The sequence below is a fragment of the Microbacterium sp. F1-18 genome, from assembly GCF_052921305.1.
Map to the genome: position 1 here is coordinate 86,692 of NZ_JBREVD010000001.1, position 21,525 is coordinate 108,216.

16 protein-coding genes and 1 other RNA gene are annotated in these 21,525 nt (G+C 69.9%); 3 read left to right on the forward strand and 14 right to left on the reverse strand.

The annotated features are described in order from the left end of the window. Nucleotide 1: 1 nt before the first annotated feature. The 7 genes from ACU6RU_RS00435 to ACU6RU_RS00465 form a co-directional block, all read right to left on the reverse strand. Nucleotides 2-952: a carbohydrate ABC transporter permease gene (locus ACU6RU_RS00435; RefSeq protein WP_446725622.1), complete on the reverse strand. Its 951-nt coding sequence runs from the start codon at nucleotides 950-952 to the stop codon at nucleotides 2-4. Nucleotides 953-957: 5 nt separating this feature from the next. Next, entirely contained in the window at nucleotides 958-2,223 is a 1,266-nt protein-coding gene (locus ACU6RU_RS00440) for an extracellular solute-binding protein (protein WP_259455214.1), read from the reverse strand. A 175-nt stretch (nucleotides 2,224-2,398) separates the two neighbouring features. Further along, entirely contained in the window at nucleotides 2,399-2,815 is a 417-nt protein-coding gene (locus ACU6RU_RS00445) for a DUF4190 domain-containing protein (RefSeq protein WP_120263142.1), read from the reverse strand. A gap of 76 nt (nucleotides 2,816-2,891) precedes the next feature. Then, a complete protein-coding gene (locus ACU6RU_RS00450; RefSeq protein ID WP_120264363.1) occupies nucleotides 2,892-4,352 on the reverse strand; it encodes an aspartate ammonia-lyase in 1,461 nt (486 codons plus the stop codon). Between the two features lie 54 nt (nucleotides 4,353-4,406). Beyond that, entirely contained in the window at nucleotides 4,407-5,354 is a 948-nt protein-coding gene (locus ACU6RU_RS00455; RefSeq protein ID WP_446725623.1) for a phosphodiesterase, read from the reverse strand. 23 nt (nucleotides 5,355-5,377) lie between these two features. Then, nucleotides 5,378-5,713 carry a peptidase gene (locus ACU6RU_RS00460; protein ID WP_120263144.1) on the reverse strand — a complete coding sequence of 112 codons (336 nt, stop codon included), beginning with the start codon at nucleotides 5,711-5,713 and terminating at the stop codon, nucleotides 5,378-5,380. Further along, entirely contained in the window at nucleotides 5,710-6,954 is a 1,245-nt protein-coding gene (locus ACU6RU_RS00465) for an inorganic phosphate transporter (protein WP_289331097.1), read from the reverse strand. The genes ACU6RU_RS00460 and ACU6RU_RS00465 overlap by 4 nt, the downstream gene beginning before the upstream one ends. 199 nt (nucleotides 6,955-7,153) lie before the next feature. Here ACU6RU_RS00465 and ACU6RU_RS00470 point away from each other — a divergent pair, with 199 nt between their 5' ends. Continuing rightward, nucleotides 7,154-9,307 carry a S9 family peptidase gene (locus ACU6RU_RS00470; protein ID WP_446725624.1) on the forward strand — a complete coding sequence of 718 codons (2,154 nt, stop codon included), beginning with the start codon at nucleotides 7,154-7,156 and terminating at the stop codon, nucleotides 9,305-9,307. 18 nt (nucleotides 9,308-9,325) lie between these two features. On the opposite strand, the gene recR is transcribed toward ACU6RU_RS00470, so the two are convergent. Together recR and ACU6RU_RS00480 are read right to left on the reverse strand one after the other, a co-directional pair. After that, entirely contained in the window at nucleotides 9,326-9,919 is a 594-nt protein-coding gene (recR, locus tag ACU6RU_RS00475; RefSeq protein ID WP_120263146.1) for a recombination mediator RecR, read from the reverse strand. A 3-nt stretch (nucleotides 9,920-9,922) separates the two neighbouring features. Beyond that, entirely contained in the window at nucleotides 9,923-12,238 is a 2,316-nt protein-coding gene (locus ACU6RU_RS00480) for a DNA polymerase III subunit gamma and tau (protein WP_446725625.1), read from the reverse strand. Between the two features lie 89 nt (nucleotides 12,239-12,327). On the opposite strand from ACU6RU_RS00480, the gene ACU6RU_RS00485 reads away from it, so the two are divergent. Further along, nucleotides 12,328-13,461, forward strand: a complete 1,134-nt coding sequence (locus ACU6RU_RS00485; protein ID WP_446725626.1) for an NAD(P)-binding domain-containing protein — start codon at nucleotides 12,328-12,330, stop codon at nucleotides 13,459-13,461. Between the two features lie 32 nt (nucleotides 13,462-13,493). On the opposite strand, the gene ACU6RU_RS00490 is transcribed toward ACU6RU_RS00485, so the two are convergent. The 5 genes from ACU6RU_RS00490 to ffs all read right to left on the reverse strand — a co-directional run bounded on the left by ACU6RU_RS00490 (nucleotide 13,494) and on the right by ffs (nucleotide 20,425). Continuing rightward, entirely contained in the window at nucleotides 13,494-16,073 is a 2,580-nt protein-coding gene (locus tag ACU6RU_RS00490; protein WP_446725627.1) for a glycoside hydrolase family 65 protein, read from the reverse strand. Nucleotides 16,074-16,137: 64 nt separating this feature from the next. Further along, complete coding sequence (locus ACU6RU_RS00495; RefSeq protein WP_120263150.1) at nucleotides 16,138-16,866, reverse strand: HAD family hydrolase; 729 nt, start codon at nucleotides 16,864-16,866, stop codon at nucleotides 16,138-16,140. 25 nt (nucleotides 16,867-16,891) lie between these two features. Beyond that, complete coding sequence (locus tag ACU6RU_RS00500; protein ID WP_120263151.1) at nucleotides 16,892-18,121, reverse strand: acetate/propionate family kinase; 1,230 nt, start codon at nucleotides 18,119-18,121, stop codon at nucleotides 16,892-16,894. Further along, complete coding sequence (gene pta, locus ACU6RU_RS00505) at nucleotides 18,118-20,235, reverse strand: phosphate acetyltransferase (protein WP_120263152.1); 2,118 nt, start codon at nucleotides 20,233-20,235, stop codon at nucleotides 18,118-18,120. The genes ACU6RU_RS00500 and pta overlap by 4 nt, the downstream gene beginning before the upstream one ends. A gap of 93 nt (nucleotides 20,236-20,328) precedes the next feature. Further along, an RNA gene (gene ffs / locus ACU6RU_RS00510) (signal recognition particle sRNA small type) lies at nucleotides 20,329-20,425 on the reverse strand. 107 nt (nucleotides 20,426-20,532) lie between these two features. Between ffs and ACU6RU_RS00515 the strand changes: the two genes are divergently transcribed. Continuing rightward, a complete protein-coding gene (locus ACU6RU_RS00515) occupies nucleotides 20,533-21,525 on the forward strand; it encodes an AAA family ATPase (RefSeq protein WP_120263153.1) in 993 nt (330 codons plus the stop codon).

Below are 21,525 nucleotides of genomic sequence, written 5' to 3' on the forward strand. Positions count from 1 at the left end.
GTCAGTCCTTCGAACGGAGCAGCCGGAACTGCAGCAGGCTCAGCAGGGCGATGGCGAGGAAGAGCACGTAGCTGGCGGCCGAGGCCAGGCCGTACTCGCCGAAGCCGAATTGCTGGAAGGTGTAGTACGCGACCGACAGGGTCGAATCCAGCGGCCCGCCCTTCGTCATGACGAACGCTTCCTCGAAGAACTGCAGGTAGCCGACGGAGATGAGCACCGCACCGAGGAGGATCGTGGGGCGCAGGAGCGGCAGGGTGACCGAGACGAGCCGCCGCCACGATGATGCACCGTCCATCGTCGCCGCTTCGTTGACGTCTTGGGGCACGGCCTGCAGGCCCGCGAGGAAGATCACCATGAGCGTGCCGACGTTGCGCCACACCGCCATCATGATCAGCGACGGCAAGGCGAAGGCGGGGTCGTTCAGCCAGTTCGGGCCGTCGATGCCGACCAGGGCGAGGGCCGAGTTGAGCAGGCCGTCGGGCTGGAGGATGTAGCGCCAGACGACCGCCACGGCCACGATGCTCGTGACCACCGGCGCGTAGAACCCGACCCGGAAGAACGCGACGATGCGTCCACCGCCGCTGTTCAGGGCGAGCGCGAGCGCGAGGGCGAGCACCATCGTGACGGGGATGCCGACCACGACGAAGATCGCGGTCACACCGAGGGACGTGATGAAGCGCGGATCGCCGAAGAGTGTCGCGAACTGGTCGAGCCAGACAAAGTTCACCGCGAACGGCGAGGTGATGTCGCGCGCCGTGAAGTCGGTGAATGACATCGCGAACGAACCGACGATCGGGAACAGCATGAAGACGGCGAACACCGCGACGAAGGGCAGGCAGAACGCCCAGGCGATGAGCGCCTGACGCTTGCGCTGCCGGGCGTGCAGGCCTCCGGGGCGGGAGGCCCCGCGGCCGGAGTCGACTCCGGCCGCGGGGAGAGTGGTGGTGGACATCGAGGTCACTCGAGGCCGATCGCGTCGGCGTCGGCCTGCAGCTTCTGCAGCACGGTAGGCACGTCCGCCCCGCCGCGGCGCAGCTGCTCGAGGGCCTGATCGCCCTTCGCGGCCACCTGCACCCAGCTGGTGGTCACGGGCGGAGCCTTCGCCGTCTGCAGCTGCTCACCGAAGGTCGTCAGGCTCGCGTCATCGGCCAGGGCGGGGGCATCCCACGCCGCCTGGAGGGCGGGCAGGTCGCCCGTCTGCTCGTAGAAGGCGGCCTGGGTCTCCGGCTCGCTGAGCCAGCGGACGAGCTTCCACGCAGACTCGGCGTTCTTGCTCTGGTTGAACACGACGAGATTCGCCCCACCGCTGAAGGAGACCGACCCGGTGTCAGCGGGCAGGACGGCCGTGGCGTACTTGGAGGTGAAGTCCGCGCCGCCCAGCAGCTCGAGCTGACCGCGCAGGAACGGGCCCTCGACGACCATCGGGGTGGTGCCGGCGACGAACTCCGCCTCCGTCGCTCCGGCCGAGATGTCGGCGTTCGCGTCGGCGAGGCCCTTGTCGAAGAAGCTCTTGTAGTACTCCAGACCCTTCGTCATCTCCGGGGTGTCGAGCGTCCACGCGTCGCCGTCGGTCAACTCGGCACCGGCGGACCACGGCATCCACATCGCTCCCTGGAACGAGTCGTTGCCGCCCGGCATCCGGATGCCGTACTCGGCGCCGGCCTTCTCCTTCATGTCGGAGGCGAGCTGCTGCAGCTCGTCCCACGTCGTGGGCGCCTGCGTCCAGCCCGCCTGCTGCGCGAGGTCGGTGCGGTAGTAGAGCACACGCGTGTCGACGTACCACGGCACACCGGCGGCGCGGTCGTCGAACTCGGTCGTGCTGAGTGCTCCCGGGAAGAAGCCGTCGGTCGCGATCTCGGCCGGGACGGTCGCGAACGCGTCGCCGAAGTCGGCCATCCAGGTCGATCCGACCATGGCGACGTCGGGGGTGTTGCCGCCCGCGATCGCTGTCTGGAACTTGTTGTGCGCGGCGTCCCAGGGAATCGCCGTGACGTCAATCTTGACGTCGGGGTTCGCTTCCTGGAACTCCTCGACGAACGCGGGCAGGGCCTCACCCTCGGCGCCCATCGCCCACACGCTGATCGTGCCCGTCGCCGGACTGTCGTCGAGCGACGTGACCTCGGCGGGTCCGGCAGCCGACTCGTCCGCCCGGCCGCAGCCGGTCAGGATGAGCGACACCGCAGCCAGGGTGGCGATGCCACCTGCCACTGTCTTGAACTTCACGTCTTCCTCCTTGAATCGCGGGATCGCCGAAGCGATCAAAGCGCTTAAACGTTGCGCCGGAGATGAGTTTAAGCGCTTTGAATGCTCGGATGCAATCGCAACGGCCAGACCTGAGCCGGGCATGAGGAAACCCCCGCGGATCACATCCGCGGGGGTTTCCTCTCAGCGTGTCGGGTCAGTACCGCGTGGAAGAGCAGGACTGGGTCTGGCCCCAGACCGTCACGGTGTCGGCGCCCTCGACGACGCACGTCTGGTAGATCTCGTTCGCCACGTTGCCGAAGATCGTGAACAGGACGATCGCCACGACGACGCCGATCACCATGAGCACAGCGCTGATGATGATCGCGGCCAGAGCGAGCCCGTTCTTACGGCCGGCCTTCTTGCTCTGGACGAGGGCCACGATGCCGAGGATGAGGCCGACGAGCTGCAACCCCACGGGCACCAGGGCGAGGACGAAGGCGACGATCCCGAGCGTCTTGCCCGGCACCGGCGCGTTCGGATTCTGGTACGAAGCGTCGGCGGACGACGTCGGATATGCCGGCGGCTGATAGGCCGGAGGCTGCGGTGCGGACGGGTTGTTCGGATCGGTCATGGGGTCCCCCGGGGATTCGGAAAGCGATGAACAGCCTCGACGTTAGCGAGAGCGGGCCTCGCGGCACAAAGCCTGATCAGCCCGACACGCTCTCCTCGGCGTCGGCGAGCACGATCGGAATGGCCGCTGTGACCGCCTGCAGGCCGGAGAGGCGCGCCGGCGAGAGCTGCTTGTCGACCTCCGCGCGCGACATCAGACCGGCCTCCACGACCAGGTCGCCCACGTTGCGGTGGGTCAGCAGCGCGGTCTTGGCGAGGGCCGCCGCCGCCGCGTAGCCGATGAACGGGGTGAGCGCTGTCACGACACCGACCGACGAGCCGACCATGGCACCCAGTCGCTCACGGTTCGCGGTGATGCCGTCGATGCAGTTGACCCGCAGCGTGCGCATGGCCCGCCGCATCCAGGTGATCGACTGGAAGATCGAGTGCGCGATGATCGGCTCGAACGCGTTCAGCTGCAGCTGCCCGCCCTCGACCGCCATCGTCACCGTCAGATCGGCGCCCGCGACGGCGAACGCGACCTGGTTGACGACCTCGGGGATCACCGGGTTCACCTTGCCGGGCATGATGCTCGACCCCGCCTGCCGCGCCGGGAGGTTGATCTCGCCGAAACCTGCCTGGGGCCCGCTCGAGAGCAGGCGGAGGTCGTTGCTGATCTTCGACAGCTTGATGGCGTTGCGCTTGAGCGATGACGAGAACGACATGAACGCCCCCGTGTCGCTCGTCGACTCGACGAGGTCGACGGCGCTCGACAGGTCGAGGCCGGTGATCTCGCGCAGGTGGCGGACGACCGCGGGACGGTACTCGGGGTGCGTCGTGATGCCGGTGCCGATCGCCGTCGCACCCATGTTGATCTCGTAGAGGAGCGACGCGTTCTCGCCGAGACGCGAGTGGTCCTCCCCCAGTGTCGTGGCGAAACCGTGGAACTCCTGCCCGAGCGTCATCGGCACGGCGTCCTGGAGCTGCGTGCGCCCGACCTTGAGGACGTCGTGGAACTCGACGGCCTTCGCCAGGAACGACTCGCGCAGCAACGCAAGCTCGTCGAGGAGCCCCTGCAGGTCGAGGGCGAGACCGACCTTGATGGCCGTCGGGTAGACGTCGTTGGTCGACTGGCTGCGGTTGGTGTGATCGATCGGCGAGAGGAAGTCGTAGTCGCCCTTGGGGCGGCCCGCGAGCTCGAGGGCGATGTTGGTGATGACCTCGTTGGCATTCATGTTCGTCGACGTGCCCGCACCGCCCTGCACCACGCCGACGACGAACTGGTCGTGGTACTCGCCGTCGATGACGAGCTGCGAAGCACGATCGATCAGGTCGGCGCGCTCGGCGTCGAGCACTCCGATCTCGCGGTTCGCGCGGGCAGAGGCCTGCTTGACCATCGCGAGCGCCCGGACGAGGTCACGATAGACGAAGATCGGCCGCTGCGAGATCGGGAAGTTCTCGAGTGCGCGCGCAGTGTGAACGCCCCAGTAGGCGTCGGCGGGGATCTCGAGCGAGCCGAGCGAATCGGTCTCGGTGCGGGTGGCGGAAGGGGACGACATCATGCACGGGTCCTTGTGGGTCTCACGGCGATGGGAGGGACGCTCCCAGCCTAGTCAGCGCTTGCGCGAAAACGCCTCGAGACGCTCCTGCGGCGACAATCGCGCCATCTCGGCAATCCACTCGGCGGAGAAGTAGTCGCCCGTCGGCGCCTCGACGACGGGCACGACGGTGTGGGTGATGACATCGTCGTAGACGTGCACGAGCTGGAACGCCTGGCCGGCGTCCATTCCGTTCACCGCCTGCGGCGGGCGCTGGAGGTTCATCGTGTAGCAGGTCGCCGACGCGACGGAGACGGGGACGCCGGCGAACGTCCCCGAGGTCGAGTAGTGCAGGTGGCCGGCGAGGATACCGCGCACGTCGGTGCCCGCGATCGCCTGAGCCAGGGCGTCCTGGTCGCGCAGCTCGAGGATGTCGAAGAAGGACACATGACTCGGAAGCGGCGGATGATGCATCGCGAGGATCGTCCCGTGCGGCGCAGGCTCGGCGAGCGTCTCGCTCAGCCAGTCGCGCTGATCGGCGTCGATGTCGCCGTGGTGCCAGCCCGGCACCGTGGAGTCGAGGGCGATCAGGCGCAGCCCCGCAAGATCCCAGACCCCGGTCAGCGGTTCCCGTGTCGGCGCGCCGCCGAACAGTCCCACCCGCATCGCCTCGCGCTCGTCATGGTTGCCCGCCACCCAGACGATGGGCGCATCCAGCCGCTCGGCCACCGGCTCGACCGCGTCGCGGAGGCGGCGATAGGCGTCCGGCTCACCGAGATCGGTGAGATCGCCCGTGAACACCAACGCGTCGGCACGGACGCCGGTGCGTTCGACGGCCGCGAGCGTGGCATCGAGGTTCGCCTCGACGTCGTAGCGTCCGGCGAGAGCCGCGCCGCCCGCAAGAAGATGAGTGTCGCTCAGATGGACCAGGACATGACGGGCGGGCTCGTGCTGACCGAACCGCACGGATGCCGCCCGGTCGCGGGCCCGCACCGGGCCGTCCGACGGCGTTGCTGAGGTCATGGCCACAGCCTATGCCGGGGGTCCTACCGCCCCGCCACGATGAGGATGATCCCGCCGAGGACGGCGAGTGCGCAGAAGGCGAAGGCGGCGTAAGCGGTCACGAGCGCGATCCGCTTCTGCCCCGCCGTCAGCGGGTTCTTCTTCGCCGCCTTCGCCGCCGCTTTCGCGTGCCGTCGGGCCTGCTTCTCGCTGATGACGGCGATCGCGTCGGTGAACTCCGCGGGAGTGACCACCGGCACCCGGCCCGCGCGCACCAGCATCCGAAGACCCAGGGCGTAGAACCCGACGACGAGAACCGCGCCGGTGATGGCCGCCGCGAACACCTGCACGAAGGCGAACCAGTCGATCGAGACGTTCATCGCTCGCCCTCCGTCTGCTCGGGTGCCGGACTCGCCGCTGCCGCCGCCGCGCGGGCCCGGCGCTGCCGGCGCGTGGGCGGCGGATCTGCGGGAACGTCGACGGCATGACCGGAATCGGCGACCTCGCTCATCGCGTTGCCCGCGTGCACCTCGTTCCGGCGGGACCGGAGGAACAGGGCGAGGACGATCGCGACGGCGGCGATCGCATCGATGACGATCCCCGTCGGGCCCAGCCACACGACGAGCAGGGCGGCCAGGGCCCCCACGGCGCCGGAGGCGGGGAGGGTCAGCAGCCAGCCGATCGCGATGCGGCCGACCGTGCGCCAGCGGACCGTCGAACCGCGGCGTCCGAGCCCCGAGCCGATGACCGATCCCGATGCGACCTGCGTGGTCGACAGGGCGAAGCCGAGAGCGCTCGAGGCGAGGATGGTCGACGCTGTCGACGCCTCGGCTGAGAAGCCCTGCGCGGGCTTGACGTCGGTGAGTCCCTTGCCCAGGGTGCGGATGATGCGCCATCCGCCCATGTAGGTGCCGAGCGCGATCGTGACGGCGCACGCCACGATCACCCACAGCTGGGGCTCGGCGTGCTCGGCGCTCTGCCAGCCGGCTGCGATCAACGCGAGCGTGATGACGCCCATCGTCTTCTGTGCGTCGTTGGTGCCGTGCGCGAGCGCGACGAGCGACGAGGTGAAGATCTGACCCCAGCGGAAGCCGTCACGGCCGTCGGGCTTGCCATCGTGACGACGGGTCATGGCGTAGGCGACCTTCGTGACGGTGAAGGCGATGAGGCCGGCCGTCACGGGCGCGATCAGCGCCGGGAGGATGATCTTGCTCAGCACGACGCCGAAGTCGATCGCCATGGCGCCGACTCCCACGAGTGTCGCACCGATGAGGCCGCCGAACAGCGCGTGCGACGAGCTCGACGGGAGGCCGAGCAGCCACGTCAGCATGTTCCACGTGATGGCGCCGATCAACCCCGCGAAGATCAACGGCAGCAGCGCGGTCGCTGCGAGCTGTTCCTCGTGGATGATGCCGTGCGAGACCGTCTTGGCGACCTCGGTGGACAGGAAGGCGCCGACGAGGTTCAGGCCCGCGGCCAACAGGACGGCGACTTTGGGTTTGAGAGCCCCCGTCGCGATCGGCGTCGCCATCGCGTTCGCGGTGTCGTGGAAGCCGTTGGTGAAGTCGAAGAAGAGTGCCAGTCCGATGACCAGCAGAAGAATGAGTACAGCGGTCTCCACTGTGCGCTCTCTGTGCGTGCGGGCCCGCGAACACGGGTCCTCGAGTACGGATCGGGATGCCGCGGCAGCGGCGGGCGCGAACGAAGAGTTCACCGTCTGTTCAGGGTCCGGCAACCGGACCATCGAATCCTGCCACACCATCGCCCTCACCGTGAATCCGAGCGGCCGGATCAGGCGGGCGCAGCACTAGCGTGGAACGGTGACCGATACCCCCGACATCCTCACCCCCCGCCCGTCCGACGCTCCTGAGGCCCCTGTCGCGGCCGTCCGCGAGCACCGCCGCACCCACCACGGCGATGAGTTCGTCGACCGTTACGAATGGCTGCGCGCGAAGGACGACTCCGAGGTGATCGCCCACCTCGAGGCCGAGAACGCCTACACCGATGCCCGTACGGCGCACCTGGGCGGGCTCCGCGAGCGCATCTTCGAGGAGATCAAGGGGCGAACGCTCGAGACCGATCTGTCGGTTCCGAGTCGCCGGGGCCAGTGGTGGTACTACAGCCGCACCGTCGAGGGCAGCCAGTACGGCATCCATTGCCGCGCTCCCCTGGCGTCGCCCGACGACTGGACACCCCCGCAGCTCGAGCCCGGCGTCGACGTGCCCGGCGAGCAGGTGCTGCTCGACGGCAACGTCGAGGCGGAAGGCGCGGAGTTCTTCTCGCTCGGGAGCTTCGAGGTCTCGGCCGACGGGACGCTCCTGCTGTACGGCGTCGACACCGAGGGCGACGAGCGGTACACGCTGCGTCTGCGCGACATCGCCACCGGCGAGAACCTCGCCGACGAGATCAGCGACACCTTCGCCGGGGCGTCGCTGTCTCCGGACGGACGCTTCGTCGTCTACTCCACCGTCGACGACGCATGGCGGCCGGATTCAGTCTGGCTGCACGAGATCGGCACCGACACGGCCACCGACGAGCGTCTCTTCCACGAGCCCGACGAGCGGTACTGGGTGGGAGCGGGCTTCACCCGCAGCGACCGGTATCTCGTGATCGAGGTCGGCTCCTCGATCACGAGCGAGGAGTTCCTGGTGCCGGCCGACGATCTCCGCGCGGAGCCGCGTTCGGTGTGGCCGCGCCGCGAGGGCGTCGAGTACTCGGTCTCCCACGCGATCGCGTCCGGCCAGGACGTGCTCTACATCCTGCACAACGACGACGCACTCGACTTCGAGCTCGTCCGGGTCGCTGCGGACGATCCGACGGGCCCGCGTGAGGTCGTGCTGCCTCATGAGCCCGGCCGTCGCCTGGAGGGCCTCTCGACGTTCCGCGATTGGGCGCTGCTCGGCTACCGGCGCGACGGGCTGCAGCGCCTCGGCATCTTCGACTACGGCTCGGGCTCGGTCACCGAGCTCGAGTTCGACGAGCCGCTGTACACCGTGGGGTCGGGCGGCAATCCCGAATGGGCTCCCCCCGTGCTCCGCCTCGGCTACGGGTCGTTCGTCACGCCGGGCACCGTGTACGACTACGTCGTCGCGACCGGCGAGCTGCTGCTGCGTAAGCGCCAGCCGGTGCTCGGGGGCTACGACCCCGCCGACTACGAGCAGCGCCGGGTCTGGGCGGCTGCGGACGACGGCACCCGCGTTCCGGTCTCGATCGTGTGGAAGCGCTCGTTCGGCGACCCGGGCGCGGACGACCGGTCCCGCGCGCTGCACCTGTACGGCTACGGCTCGTACGAGCACTCGATCGACCCCGCGATGTCGGTGGCGCGCCTGTCGCTCCTCGACCGGGGCGTCGTGTTCGCCGTCGCCCATGTGCGAGGCGGCGGAGAGATGGGCCGTCAGTGGTACGAGGACGGGAAGCTGCTGCACAAGCGCAACACCTTCACCGACTTCGTCGCCGTCGCGCGCCACCTCGTCGAGAGCGGCTACACCTCTCCCGAGCGCATGACCGCCGAGGGCGGATCGGCCGGCGGGCTCCTCATGGGCGCCGTCACGAACCTCGCCCCCGAGCTGTTCGCGGGAGTCCTCGCCGCGGTGCCGTTCGTCGACGCGCTCACGACGATCCTCGACCCCTCGCTGCCGCTGACGGTCATCGAGTGGGATGAATGGGGCGACCCCCTCCACGACCCCGAGGTCTACGCGTACATGAAGTCGTACTCGCCGTACGAGAACGTCCGCGAGGGCGTGGCCTACCCCCGGATCCTCGCGGTCACTTCGCTCAACGACACGCGTGTCATGTACGTCGAACCCGCGAAATGGGTCGCGCGTCTGCGCGAAGTCGGGGTGGACGCGCTGCTGAAGTGCGAGATGGTCGCCGGCCACGGCGGCGTGAGCGGGCGGTACAACTCCTGGCACGAGCGCGCGTTCGAGCTCGCCTGGCTGCTCGACGTCGTCGGCCTCGCGGACGACCCTGCCTGAGGCCGTCCGAGGGCGCCGTCAGAGCTGGCGGCGCCCTTCGAACGCGCGGCCGAGTGTGACCTCGTCGGCGTACTCGAGGTCTCCGCCGACGGGGAGACCGGATGCCAGCCGCGTCACCCGGATCTCGAGGGTCGTCAGAAGGCGACTGAGATAGGTCGCGGTCGCCTCGCCCTCGAGGTTCGGGTTCGTGGCCAGGATGACCTCCTGTACGGTGCCATCGGCAAGACGCTGCATCAGCTGAGCGATACGGAGGTCGTCGGGGCCGATGCCGCCGATCGGACTGATCGCGCCGCCGAGCACGTGGTACAGACCCCGGAACTCGCGCGTGCGCTCGATGGCGGCGACGTCCTTGGCGTCTTCGACGACGCAGATGAAGGTGCCGTCACGCCGCGGGTCGCGGCAGATCGCGCAGCGGTCGTGCTCGGAGACGTTGCCGCAGACCTCGCAGAAGCGCACGCGCTCGCGCAGCTCGCCGAGCAGGTGCGAGAGCTTGGAGACGTCGAAGGTCGGGGTCTGCAGGATGTGGAACGCGATGCGCTGCGCCGACTTCGGCCCGATGCCGGGCAGGCGGCCGAACTCGTCGATCAGGTCCTGGACGATGCCGTCGTACATGGCTTAGCCGAATCTCGTGGGTGAGCTGAAGGGTTCTTCTCGGACGAAGGTGGCCCCGAGGATCTGGCGGACCACTGCCTCGCCGTAGCGCTCGATCCCGCCCCGAGCGGGTGCTGCGTTCGCGCGGCCGTTCGTCGGCGCGGGTGCCGCCGCAGCGGCGGTGCGATCGGGACCGGAGCCGACGCGGTCGGCGGCGGGCGCAACCGCAGGCCGTTCGACGGCGACCGGCCCGCGCGGCGGCAGAGGCGCGTCGTCGTCGATGGGGGGCGGCGGGTAGTCGCGGTCTTCCTCGTCGATGGGCGGCAGCGGCTCGGGGTACGGGTCGACATCGCCGTCGTGCGGGATCGTGAGCGTGCGGACCGGGGCGGCAACGGCCTCCTCGGGCTCGTCGTCCACCGCGAACTGCGGCGCCGGGTCGCCCTGCGGGATCGGCGCCACCGCCCATTCCGTCACGGGGGCGGCGTAGGAGGAGGAACCGGGCGCAGCCCCGGGAGCGGTCGGACGAGCGCCCGCCGGGGCCGAGGGGGCGCCGGCGGCGCGCTGCCCGCCCGAGGACGGCGACGATGCGGGCTCTCCCGGCTGACGCTGATCCCCGGAGGGCTGCCGTCGGGGCTCGCCACCGGGCTGCCCGCCGGGCGGCAGCGTGGGCCCGCCGGGCGCCGGTCCGCCGCCGGGATCCGAGTCGTGGCGGGCGACGTACTTGACCCGAACGCCGAGCACACCCAGGATCGCGCTGCGCAGGTCTTCGCTCGGGCCCTTTCCGGCGTTGAGCTTCTTGAACTGCAGCACGTCGGAGTGGCTCTGGAACGACAGTGTGAGCACGCCGGTCTCGGAGAACGCCACGGGCGATGCCACGGAGGCGATCATCCACGAGGTGCGGCTGATGGACTCGAGGCGCTGCAGCACCTCGGGCCAGGAGTCGCGCATCTGCGCGAGCGTGACGGTAGACGGGTCGCGTGGTTCTGCCGGGGCTGCGGCCGCGACGCCGCCCGCGGATGTCGGGCCGGAGCTCGTGGGGGCAGCCGACGGCGTCGCAGCGGTCGGTGCGGGAGCGGGGCGGTCCGTCTGGGCGGGTGCGGCCACCGGAGCCGGGGCGGGGGCCACGGCGGGGGCCGGGGTCACGATGCGTGCCGGGGCTGCGGGTGCGGACGCGGGCGATGACACGTGCGATGCGGGAGCGGCGGCGACCGGGGCCTGGTCGGCTGCCGGGACGCTGTGCTGGGCCGCGGCGAGCACGCGCGCCACCAGCAGTTCGAGCTGCAGCCGCGGCGATGTGGCGCCCGACATCTCGTCGAGGGCGGTCACGACGAGATCGGCTGTTCGCGAGAGACGGTCGGTGCCGAAGAGCGACGCCTGCCGCGCCATCCGTTCGAGCTCTTCTGCCGACACTCCGCGCAGCACGGCCGACGCACCCTGCCCGGTCGCCGACACGATGATGAGATCCCGCAGGCGCTCGAGCAGGTCGTCGACGAACCGGCGCGGATCTTGACCCGTCTGGATGACGCGGTCGACCGCGGCGAAGGCTGCGGCAGCGTCGACGGCGCCGAACGCCCCGACGACCTCGTCGAGCAGCTCCGCGTGGGTGTAGCCGAGCAGTGCGACGGCGCGTTCGTAGGCGACCGCACCGTCGTCGGAGCCGGCGATCAGCTGGTCGAGCAGCGAGAGCGTGTCACGCGGCGACCCTCCCCCGGCCCGCACGACGAGCGGCAGCACGCCGGCCTCGACCTGCACGCCCTCCTGAGCGCAGAGCTGCTCGACGTACTCGAGCATCGCGGCGGGTGCGACCAGGCGGAACGGGTAGTGATGCGTACGCGAGCGGATCGTGCCGATGACCTTCTCGGGCTCGGTCGTCGCGAAGATGAACTTCACGTGCGCGGGAGGTTCTTCGACGAGCTTCAGCAGGGCGTTGAAGCCCTGTGCCGTGACCATGTGGGCCTCGTCGAGGATGAAGATCTTGAAGCGGTCGCGAGCCGGGGCGAAGACCGCGCGCTCGCGGAGGTCGCGGGCGTCGTCGACACCATTGTGCGAGGCGGCGTCGATCTCGACGACGTCGAGCGAGCCACCTCCGCCGCGGCTGAGCTCGACGCAGCTGTCGCACGTGCCGCACGGGGTGTCGGTGGGTCCTTGCGCGCAGTTGAGGCAGCGGGCGAGGATGCGGGCCGAGGTGGTCTTGCCGCAGCCGCGGGGACCCGAGAAGAGATACGCGTGACCGACGCGGTCGGAGCGGAGCGCCGTCATCAGGGGTTCGGTCACCTGCGACTGGCCGATCATCTCGCCGAACGCTTCGGGACGGTAGCGGCGGTAGAGGGCGGTGGTCACCCAGACAGACTACGGCGTACCGCTGACACCGGCCCTGTCGGCATCCACACGGCGGGAACAGCGCGTGCCCGTGTGCGGTTGCACGGGGCATGGAAGCCGCACACGTCGACGTCGTCGTCATCGGCGCAGGGCAGGCGGGGCTGTCGGCGGCATACCATCTGCGGCGGCGCGGGTTCGTCCCGGCCGCGCCCGGCGACATCCTCTCCCAGGCATCCGGCCGGTCGTTCGTCGTCCTCGACGCCGAGTCCGCTCCGGGCGGGGCCTGGCAGCATCGCTGGGAGTCGCTGCGGATGGAGACCGTCAACGGCATCCACGAGCTTCCCGGCTTCGCCGTGCCGCCGGCCGATCCGAGCGCTCCGGCACGTGCCGTTCTGCCCGCCTACTTCGACGAGTACGAGCGCCGCTTCGACCTCCGGGTCCGCCGTCCCGTCGAGGTCCACCGCGTCGAACGCGAAGACGCCGACCCGCGCGGACGCCTGCGGGTGGTCACCGACACCGGTGTCTGGTCGACGCGATGGGTGATCAACGCGACGGGCACGTGGCGACGTCCGTTCTGGCCGCACTACCCCGGCGCCGAGACGTTCACCGGGCGGCAGTTGCACGTGCACGACTACGTCTCGGCCGGCGACTTCGCCGGGCAGCGCGTCATCATCGTCGGGGCCGGCATCTCGGCCATCCAGCTGCTCGATGAGATCTCGCGCGTCGCCGACACTCTCTGGGTGACACGCGACGAACTGCGCTGGGATGCCGGCGGCTTCGACACCGCCGCGCGCATCGCAGCGATCGCCGGAGTCGAGGAGCGCGTGCGGCGTGGCCTCCCGCCCGGCAGCGTCATCTCGGTCACCGGACTGCACTGGAACCGCTGGGCGGAGTCGGCGCAGCAGCGGGGCGTGCTCGTGCGGCATCCGATGTTCGAGCGGATCGAGCCGGGCGGTGTGCGCATGCCCGACGGCCGGTTCGAACGCGCCGACGCGATCCTGTGGGCGACCGGCTTCCGAGCCGACATCCCGCACCTGGCACCCCTGGGCCTGCGCACCGCCGCGGGCGGCATCCGGGTCGCCAACGGGCGCGCGATCGACGAGCCGCGGCTCTTCCTCATCGGTTACGGCCCGTCGCAGTCGACGGTGGGAGCCAATCGCGCCGGTCGTGACGCCGTGCGGGCGATCATGACCGACGCGACGTTCTCGGCCGCCGGACCGCGCGAGGCCGTCGCGCGGGCCTGACGCGCCCGAAGCGAGGAGCGCCCGGGCGGGTGTCAGGAGTCGGTGCGCACCTGCTCGTCGGCGAACGACTGCGCGTAGTCCTCGACGACCGGGACCTCGCCGGTGATGACGGGCACGTCGGTGGTCACCGTCGGGATGGACGTCGTGACCGTCGAGTCGGGGATCGAGGCCGACAGCAGCGACCCGTCCTCGCGCCGCGATTGCGCGAGCTGGCGCAGCGACGGACGGCCCGACAGCAACGGTCCCTGCCCCGCGAGGGGAATGCGCACCGTCTCGCCTCCCGCGACCCGCAGCTCGCGGCCGCGCACCGAGAATTCGACCGCGTCTCCGGGACCCGCAGCGACCGTCATCGCGTCGGCCGTCAGCGTGATGTCCAGGCGCGTTCCCTGCCAGTGCAGCGTGTACTCCAGGGACGGCCAGTCGCGCGGCAGGCGCGGGTCGAAGCTGAGGGCGCCGTAGTGGTCGCGCATGCCGCCGAAGCCCGACACGAGAGCCGTCCACACTCCACCCGCGGAGGCGACGTGCACGCCGTCCGATGCGTTGCTGTGGAGGTCGCCGAGGTCGACGTAGATCGACTCGAGGAAGTACTCCAGAGCAAGGTCCTGGTATCCGACCTCGGCCGCGAGGATCGACTGCACGACACCCGACAGGGTCGAGTCACCGGTCGTGAGCGGGTCGTAGTACTCGAAATCGGCGAGCTTCTCCTCGTCGGTGAAGTGGTTTCCCTGGAGGAAGAGTGCGAGCACGACGTCGGCCTGCTTGAGCACCTGGTAGCGGTAGATGACGAGCGGGTGGAAGTGCAGCAGCAGCGGGCGCTGGCTGTCGGGGGTGTTCTCGAGATCCCACACCTCGCGGTCGAGGAACACCGCGTCCTGCGGATGGATGCGCAGCGACTCGCTGAACGGGATGAGCAGCGCCTCGGCCGCCCGCTCCCACCCGTCGGCCTCCGCGGGGTCGAGGTCGAGTCGCTCGATCAGTGCACGGTACGCCTCGGGCGCCTCTTCGGCCATGTCGCGCACGGTGCGCGCCGCGAAGCGCAGGTTGAAGCGTGCCATCACATTCGTGAAGAGGTTGTCGTTGACGACGGTCGTGTACTCGTCGGGTCCGGTCACGCCGTGGATGTGGAACGACTCGGCGTCGCCGTCCTCACCGAATCGCCAGAACCCCAGCGTCGACCACAGCCGCGCTGTCTCTACCGCGATGTCGACGGCCTCGCGGTAGAGGAAATCGACGTCACCGGTCGCGCGCACGTACTTCGCGAGGGCGAAACTCACGTCGGCGTTGATGTGGTACTGCGCGGTGCCTGCGGCGTAGTACGCCGATGCCTCTTCGCCGTTGATCGTGCGCCACGGGAACAGGGCGCCGGCTTCGTTGAGCTGGCGGGCGCGGCGGCGCGCGGCGGGCAGCATGAGGTAACGCATCCGGAGGGCGTTGCGGGCCCACAGCGGCGTCGTGTACGCCAGGAACGGCAGCACATAGACCTCGGTGTCCCAGAAGTAGTGGCCGCTGTAGCCCGAGCCGGTGACGCCCTTGGCGGGAACGCCCTGACCGTCGGCGCGAGCGGCCGCCTGCGCGAGCTGGAACAGGCACCAGCGCGTCGCCTGCTGAAGATCCTCGTGACCGCCGATGCGGACGTCGGAGCGGCGCCAGAAGTCGGCGCACCACGCCGCCTGCCGCTCGAACTGCACCTCGACGCCCTCTTCGCGGACGCGATCGAGCACACGACGGCCCCGCTCGACGAGCTCGCGCGCCGGCACCCCTCGCGACGTGTGGTAGCTCACGAGCTTGGTGACGGTGACGGGCACGCCCTGCCGCGCGTTCACCCGGAAGACGTTCTTGGCGATGTCGGGCTCGATGAGCCGACGAGAGGAGTACTCGTTCTCAGTCTCGACGAGGTGGTCGGCGACGACTGACACCGTCATGCCCGAGTTGGTGGACTTGTACGACAGGACCGACCGGCCGTCCTCGTCCTGCCAGTACTCCTGGGGCTGCAGGACGCGCTCCTCGATCTTCTCGGTCTTGCGCGGATCGAAGCCGGCCCCGCCACGGCCCGGAGCCGAGCCCCCGTAGACGTCCTCGCCGTCCTGACGGTTGACGATCTGGCTGCTCACCGAGACCGGGGCGTCGGAGTTGAGCACCGTGATCGTCAGGCGCATGATCGCCAGGTGCCTCTGCTCGAAGGAGACGAGGCGCTCGAAGTCGACCTGCACCTCCTTGCCGCTCGGGGTCACCCACAGGAGCTTGCGGGTGAGCACGCCGGTGCGCATGTCGAGCACCCGCTCGTAGTCGCGGATGTCGGCGACGTCGAGGGAGAGCGGCTCATCGTCGACGTAGACGCGCAGGACCTTCGCGTCGGGCGCGTTGATGATCGTCTGCCCCACCTCGGCGAAGCCGAAGGCCTGTTCGGCGTGACGGATCGGGAAGATCTCGTGGAACCCGTTGACGAAGGTGCCGTGCTCGTGCGCGTACCGCCCCTCGGGGTGGTTGCCGCGCAACCCGAGGTAGCCGTTGCCGACGGCGAACAGCGTCTCAGTCACGCCGATGTCCTCGACGGAGAACCTCTTCTCGACGAGGCGCCAGGGGTCGACGGGGAAGCGATCGCGATCGATCATGAGGGCCTTCCGGAGAACGGGCCCCGCCGCTGGAGGCGGGCGATGAGGGCGGGTGTTGACGTGGTCAGACGAAAGCGTCGAGATCGTCGACGACGACATGGGCTCCGAGTGCGCGGAGCGCGTCGGCGCCGGCGCCGCGATCGACGCCGACCACGAGAGCGTAGCCTGCCGCGACGGCCGACTCGACACCCGAGTGGGCGTCTTCGATCGCCACCGAACGAGCCGGGTCGACGCCGAGCATGCGCGCACCCTCGAGGAAGACGTCGGGCGCGGGCTTCGAGGGGAGGTGACGCTCCTCGGCGATGACGCCGTCCATGATGACGGGGAATCGCTCGAGCAGGCCCGCGACGGCGAGGACCTCGCGAGCGTTCTTCGAGCTCGACACGACCGCGATGGGGACCCCGGCCGCCTGGAGCTTGTCGACCAGGGCGAGCGATCCCGGATACGGCGCGATGCCCTCGGATCGCAGGACTCGCTCGAACACGGCGTTCTTGCGGTTGCCGATGCCGCAGATCGTGTCGGCCGACGGATCGTCGCTCGGGTCGCCCCACGGCACCTCGACGTCGCGCGAGCGCAGCAGGCTCGCGACACCGTCGTAGCGCTTCTTGCCGTCGAGATGACGGAAGTAGTCGTCCGCGGTGTACTCCGGGGTGATGCCCCAGGCCGTGAACAGCTCGGTGAACATCGTCTGCCAGGCGTGCATGTGCACGTCGGCGGTCGGGGTGAGCACGCCGTCGAGGTCGAACAGCACGCCGTCGTAGGCGGTCAGGTCGGGAAGCTGAGCCGAGGTCACGGAACCAGCGTAATGAGTCGGAGCGTCACACCGTCACGGCGATGGTCTGTCGGGCGATCTCGAGCTCCTCGTTCGTCGGCACGACGAGGACCTCGACCCGCGAGGTGTCGGTGGAGATCCGTCGGATGCCGCGCCCGCGCTGTTCGTTGCGCGCGGCATCGATCTCGACCCCGGCGAACCCGAGCGTCTCGAGGGCCGCGGCCCGCACCTGGGGCGAGTTCTCGCCCACGCCCGCCGTGAACGAGATGACGTCGACCCCGCCGAGCACCGCGAGGTACGCGCCGGCATACGCGCGCAGCCGGTGCGCGTACACCTCGAACGCGAGGGTGGCGGCCTCGTCGCCGCGCGCGACGCCGTCCTCGATGTCGCGCATGTCGGACACCCCGGCGAGGCCGAGCATGCCGCTGCGCTTGTTGAGGAGGTCGTCGAGCTGCGGGATGGTCATCTCGGCGCGGCGGGCCAGGTGGAAGATGACGGCCGGGTCGATGTCACCCGAGCGGGTGCCCATGACGAGGCCCTCCAGCGGCGTCATCCCCATCGACGTGTCGACCGAGCGACCGCCGTCGATCGCCGTGACGGATGCACCGTTGCCCAGGTGGAACACGATCTGCCGCAGCTCGGCAAGGGAGCGTCCGAGGTGCGCCGCGGCCGCCTCCGAGACGAACTTGTGGGAGGTGCCGTGGAAGCCGTAGCGGCGCACACGGTGAGCCTCGGCGAGCGCCGTGTCGATCGCGTAGGTGTACGCGGCGGGCGGCATCGTCTGATGGAACGCGGTGTCGAACACCGCGACGTGCGGCAGGTCGGCGAAGGCGGCCTTCGCCGCACGGATGCCTTGCAGGGCGCCGGGGTTGTGCAGGGGCGCCAGCACCGCGAGCTCATCGATGTTGATCTCGACCAGCGGCGTGATCAGCGTGGGCTCGAAGAACCGCGCGCCGCCGTGGACGACGCGGTGGCCGACGGCGACGGGCGGATGCTGCTCCAGCGACGGGCCGTGCTCGGCGAAGGCGTCGAGCATGAGCTGGAACCCGGCGGTGTGGTCCTCGATGGGCAGCTCGCGCTCGAAGGTGGCATCGGTCGCCGTGACGGCGGGTTCACCGGCAACGGCCGGCGGGAAGAACACGGTGTGCTTGACCCGGCCCTGCTCCTGCCCGATGCGCTCGACGAGGCCCGAAGCATGAGGGATACCGGTCTCGGCGTCGATCAACTGGTACTTGAACGACGACGAGCCGCTGTTGATGACGAGCACGATGCTCATGCGGATGCCCCTCCCTGGGCCTGGATCGCCGTGATGGCGATCGTGTTGACGATGTCTTCGACGAGGGCTCCGCGGGAGAGGTCGTTGATCGGCTTGTTCAGGCCCTGCAGCACCGGACCGATCGCCACGGCTCCGGCCGAGCGCTGCACGGCCTTGTAGGTGTTGTTGCCCGTGTTCAGATCGGGGAAGACGAACACCGTCGCCTTGCCGGCGACGGACGACCCGGGCATCTTCTTCGCGGCGACGGCCGCGTCCGTGGCGGCGTCGTACTGGATGGGCCCCTCGACGAGCAGCTCGGGGGCGCGCTCGCGGACGAGGGCGGTCGCCGCCCGCACCTTGTCGACATCGGCGCCCGAACCCGACTCCCCCGTCGAGTACGACAGCATCGCCACGCGGGGCTCGATGCCGAATTGACGCGCCGTCTCGGCCGAGGAGACGGCGATGTCGGCGAGCTGCTCGCTCGTGGGGTCGGGGATGACGGCGCAGTCGCCGTAGACGAGGACACGGTCGGCGAGCGCCATCAGGAAGACGCTCGAGACGACCGAGACGCCCGGCTTGGTCTTGATGATCTCGAAGGCCGGACGGATGGTGTGCGCGGTCGTGTGGGCTGCACCCGAGACCATGCCGTCGGCCAGTCCGAGGTGCACCATGAGCGTTCCGAAGTACGACACGTCGGTGACCGCGTCGGCGGCCTGACCGTACGTCATCCCCTTGTGCGCGCGGAGGCGCTCGTACTCGCGCGCGAACTTGTCGACGTGGACGGCGTCGAAGGGCGAGAGGATCTCGGCCCCCCGCAGGTCGAGCCCCAGCTCGAGCGCGCGCGAGCGCACCTCGATCTCTTCACCCAGCAGGGTGATGTCGGCGATGCCGCGGGCCAGGACGATCGACGCCGCGTGCAGCACCCGGTCATCGTCGGCCTCGGGCAGGACGATGCGGCGGCGATCGGTGCGGGCGCGCTCGACGAGTCCGTACGCGAACATCAGCGGCGTCACGACGGTCGAGCGGGCCAGCCCCAGCGCTTCGGTGAGCTCGTTGGTGTCGATGTGCCGCTCGAAGAGGGCGGCAGCGGCCTCGTAGTGGCGACGCGAATCGGCCGCGAGGCGGCCACGGGTGCCCATGATGCGCGCCGCGGTCTCGTAGGTGTCGAGATCGGTCGCGATGATCGGCAACGTCTCGCCCACGCCGTCGATCAGCCGGTCGACGGCCTCGGGCAGCGGGAAGCCGCCGTTGATGACGATCGCGGACAGCGACGGGAAGGTTCCCGATCCGTGCGCGAGCAGCGTCGCCAGGAGCACCTCGGCGCGGTCGGAGGGGATGACCACGACCGATCGCTCGCTGAGGCGCGGCAGCACGTTGACCATCGACATCGCGCCGATGACGACGCCCAGCACCTCGCGACCGAGAAGATCGGCGTCGCCCTTCACGAGCGAGCCCTCGACGGCGGCGAGGACGGTGCTCACCGACGGTGAGACGAGGAAACGGTCCTCCGGCACAGCCCACACCGGGACGTTCTGCGGCACGGCGTCGCGCACGGCCTCGACGATCTCGTCGAGACGATCGCCGTCCGCGCGGTTGGCGACGACGGCGAAGAGCTCGGCGCGGTCATCGCGCAGCTCCGAAACGGCCAGCGATGCGATCTGTCCCATCTCGTCGGGAGTGCGCGCCGGCGCGGATCCGAGCTTCTCGCCGCTGCCCTGGCCCGCGCGGCCGCCGAGGACCAACAGCACCGGCGCCCCGAGGTTCACCGCGATGCGGCCGTTGTAGCTCAGCTCGGCCGGGGAGCCGACATCCGTGTAGTCGCTGCCCATGATGACGACGGCGTCGCATTTGGCCTCGACCGACTTGTACCGCTCGACGATGCGCGAGAGAGCACCGTCGGGGTCGCGGCGCATGTCGTCGTAGGTGACGCCGATGCACTCGTCGTACGCCAGGTCGACGCCGTCATGGTCGAGCAGCATCTCGAGCACGTAGTCGCGCTCGTCCGTCGACCGCGCGATCGGCCGGAAGACACCGATGCGTGGCGCGACGCGACTGAACGCCTCGAGCACCCCGAGCGCGATGATCGACTTCGCGGAATGGCCTTCTGCGGACGTGATGTAGATGCTCTGAGCCACGGGTTCAGCCTAAGAGGGAGAGGCCTGACCACGAGCCGTGAATATCGACCACGGTCGTGGCGGCGGATGCCGCAGGCCACGACGGTGGGGAAAAAGTAAGACTCTCCGCGAACCCGGCAGAGCCCGGTTACCCTTGCTACGTTTCCGTCCTGGGGGAGTTGGCCTGGATGCCGCCTCGCGGAGAGCTGTTCCCAGTCTAACCCGGAACCTGAGTCCTCCCGACACCGGGGCCGGTTAGGCTCTCGCCAGACGGGCGCGACGCGGCGGGGCACGCGGCGCCGAGAACGAGGGGATCGCATGACCAACGACGGCACCCAGGCGGCTTTCGGCCCGGATCGGTTCGCCGCGACCACCGACGCGATCTCGGCGAGCATCGCCCGCGTCATCGACGGCAAGCCCGAGGCCGTGCGCTCGGCGCTGGTGTGCCTGCTCGCCGAGGGGCACCTCCTCATCGAGGACGTGCCGGGCGTCGGGAAGACGATGCTCGCGCGTGCGCTGGCCGCGACGGTCGATGCCACCGTGCGCCGCATCCAGTTCACCCCCGACCTGCTCCCCGGCGACGTCACCGGCGTGAGCGTGTTCAATCAGGCCGACCGCGAGTTCGAGTTCAAGCAGGGGGCGATCTTCGCCCACATCGTCATCGCCGACGAGATCAACCGCTCCTCCCCCAAGACGCAGTCGGCACTGCTGGAGGCGATGGAGGAACGTCAGGTGACCGTCGACGGCCGCACCCACGGGCTTCCCGCGCCGTTCCTGGTGGTCGCGACGCAGAACCCCCTCGAGATGGAGGGCACGTACGCGCTGCCGGAGGCGCAGCGCGACCGGTTCATGATGCGCATCTCCATGGGCTATCCCGACGCTGCGTCCGAGGCCCGGATGCTGCGCGAGCGCGACACCGTCAACCCCCTCTCCTCGCTCGCGGCCGTCATCACGGCGCACGAGGTTCGCGGGCTCATCGCGTGGGCACGGAGCCTGCACGTCTCGCCCGCGGTCGAGGAGTACGCCGTCGCCATCGCCCGGGCCACCCGCGATCACCGCGACCTCCGCCTGGGCGCCAGCCCGCGCGCCACGCTGCAGCTCGTCCGCGCCGCCAAAGTGTGGGCGGCGCTCGACGGCCGCCCCTTCGTCATCCCCGACGACATCGTCGCGCTCCTGCAGCCGGTTCTGGCCCACCGCCTCATCCCGGCGCGGACGACCGGCGCATCCCGCGGGCGGAGCGGCGCCGAGGTGGTCGAAGCGGCGCTCGCCGACATCGCCGCGACGGTGCCGGTCCCGCTTCCGGTCCGCTGA

Bases quoted from the DNA above. Each gene is read 5' to 3' on its own strand.
- ACU6RU_RS00450 (WP_120264363.1), bottom strand. From the start codon at position 4,352: ATGTCGTCCCCTTCCGCCACCCGCACCGAGACCGATTCGCTCGGCTCG.
- ACU6RU_RS00515 (WP_120263153.1), top strand. From the start codon at position 20,533: ATGACCAACGACGGCACCCAGGCGGCTTTCGGCCCGGATCGGTTCGCC.
- ACU6RU_RS00500 (WP_120263151.1), bottom strand. From the start codon at position 18,121: ATGAGCATCGTGCTCGTCATCAACAGCGGCTCGTCGTCGTTCAAGTAC.
- ACU6RU_RS00485 (WP_446725626.1), top strand. From the start codon at position 12,328: ATGGAAGCCGCACACGTCGACGTCGTCGTCATCGGCGCAGGGCAGGCG.
- ACU6RU_RS00455 (WP_446725623.1), bottom strand. From the start codon at position 5,354: ATGACCTCAGCAACGCCGTCGGACGGCCCGGTGCGGGCCCGCGACCGG.
- ACU6RU_RS00490 (WP_446725627.1), bottom strand. From the start codon at position 16,073: ATGATCGATCGCGATCGCTTCCCCGTCGACCCCTGGCGCCTCGTCGAG.
- ACU6RU_RS00435 (WP_446725622.1), bottom strand. From the start codon at position 952: ATGTCCACCACCACTCTCCCCGCGGCCGGAGTCGACTCCGGCCGCGGG.
- recR (WP_120263146.1), bottom strand. From the start codon at position 9,919: ATGTACGACGGCATCGTCCAGGACCTGATCGACGAGTTCGGCCGCCTG.
- ACU6RU_RS00445 (WP_120263142.1), bottom strand. From the start codon at position 2,815: ATGACCGATCCGAACAACCCGTCCGCACCGCAGCCTCCGGCCTATCAG.
- ACU6RU_RS00460 (WP_120263144.1), bottom strand. From the start codon at position 5,713: ATGAACGTCTCGATCGACTGGTTCGCCTTCGTGCAGGTGTTCGCGGCG.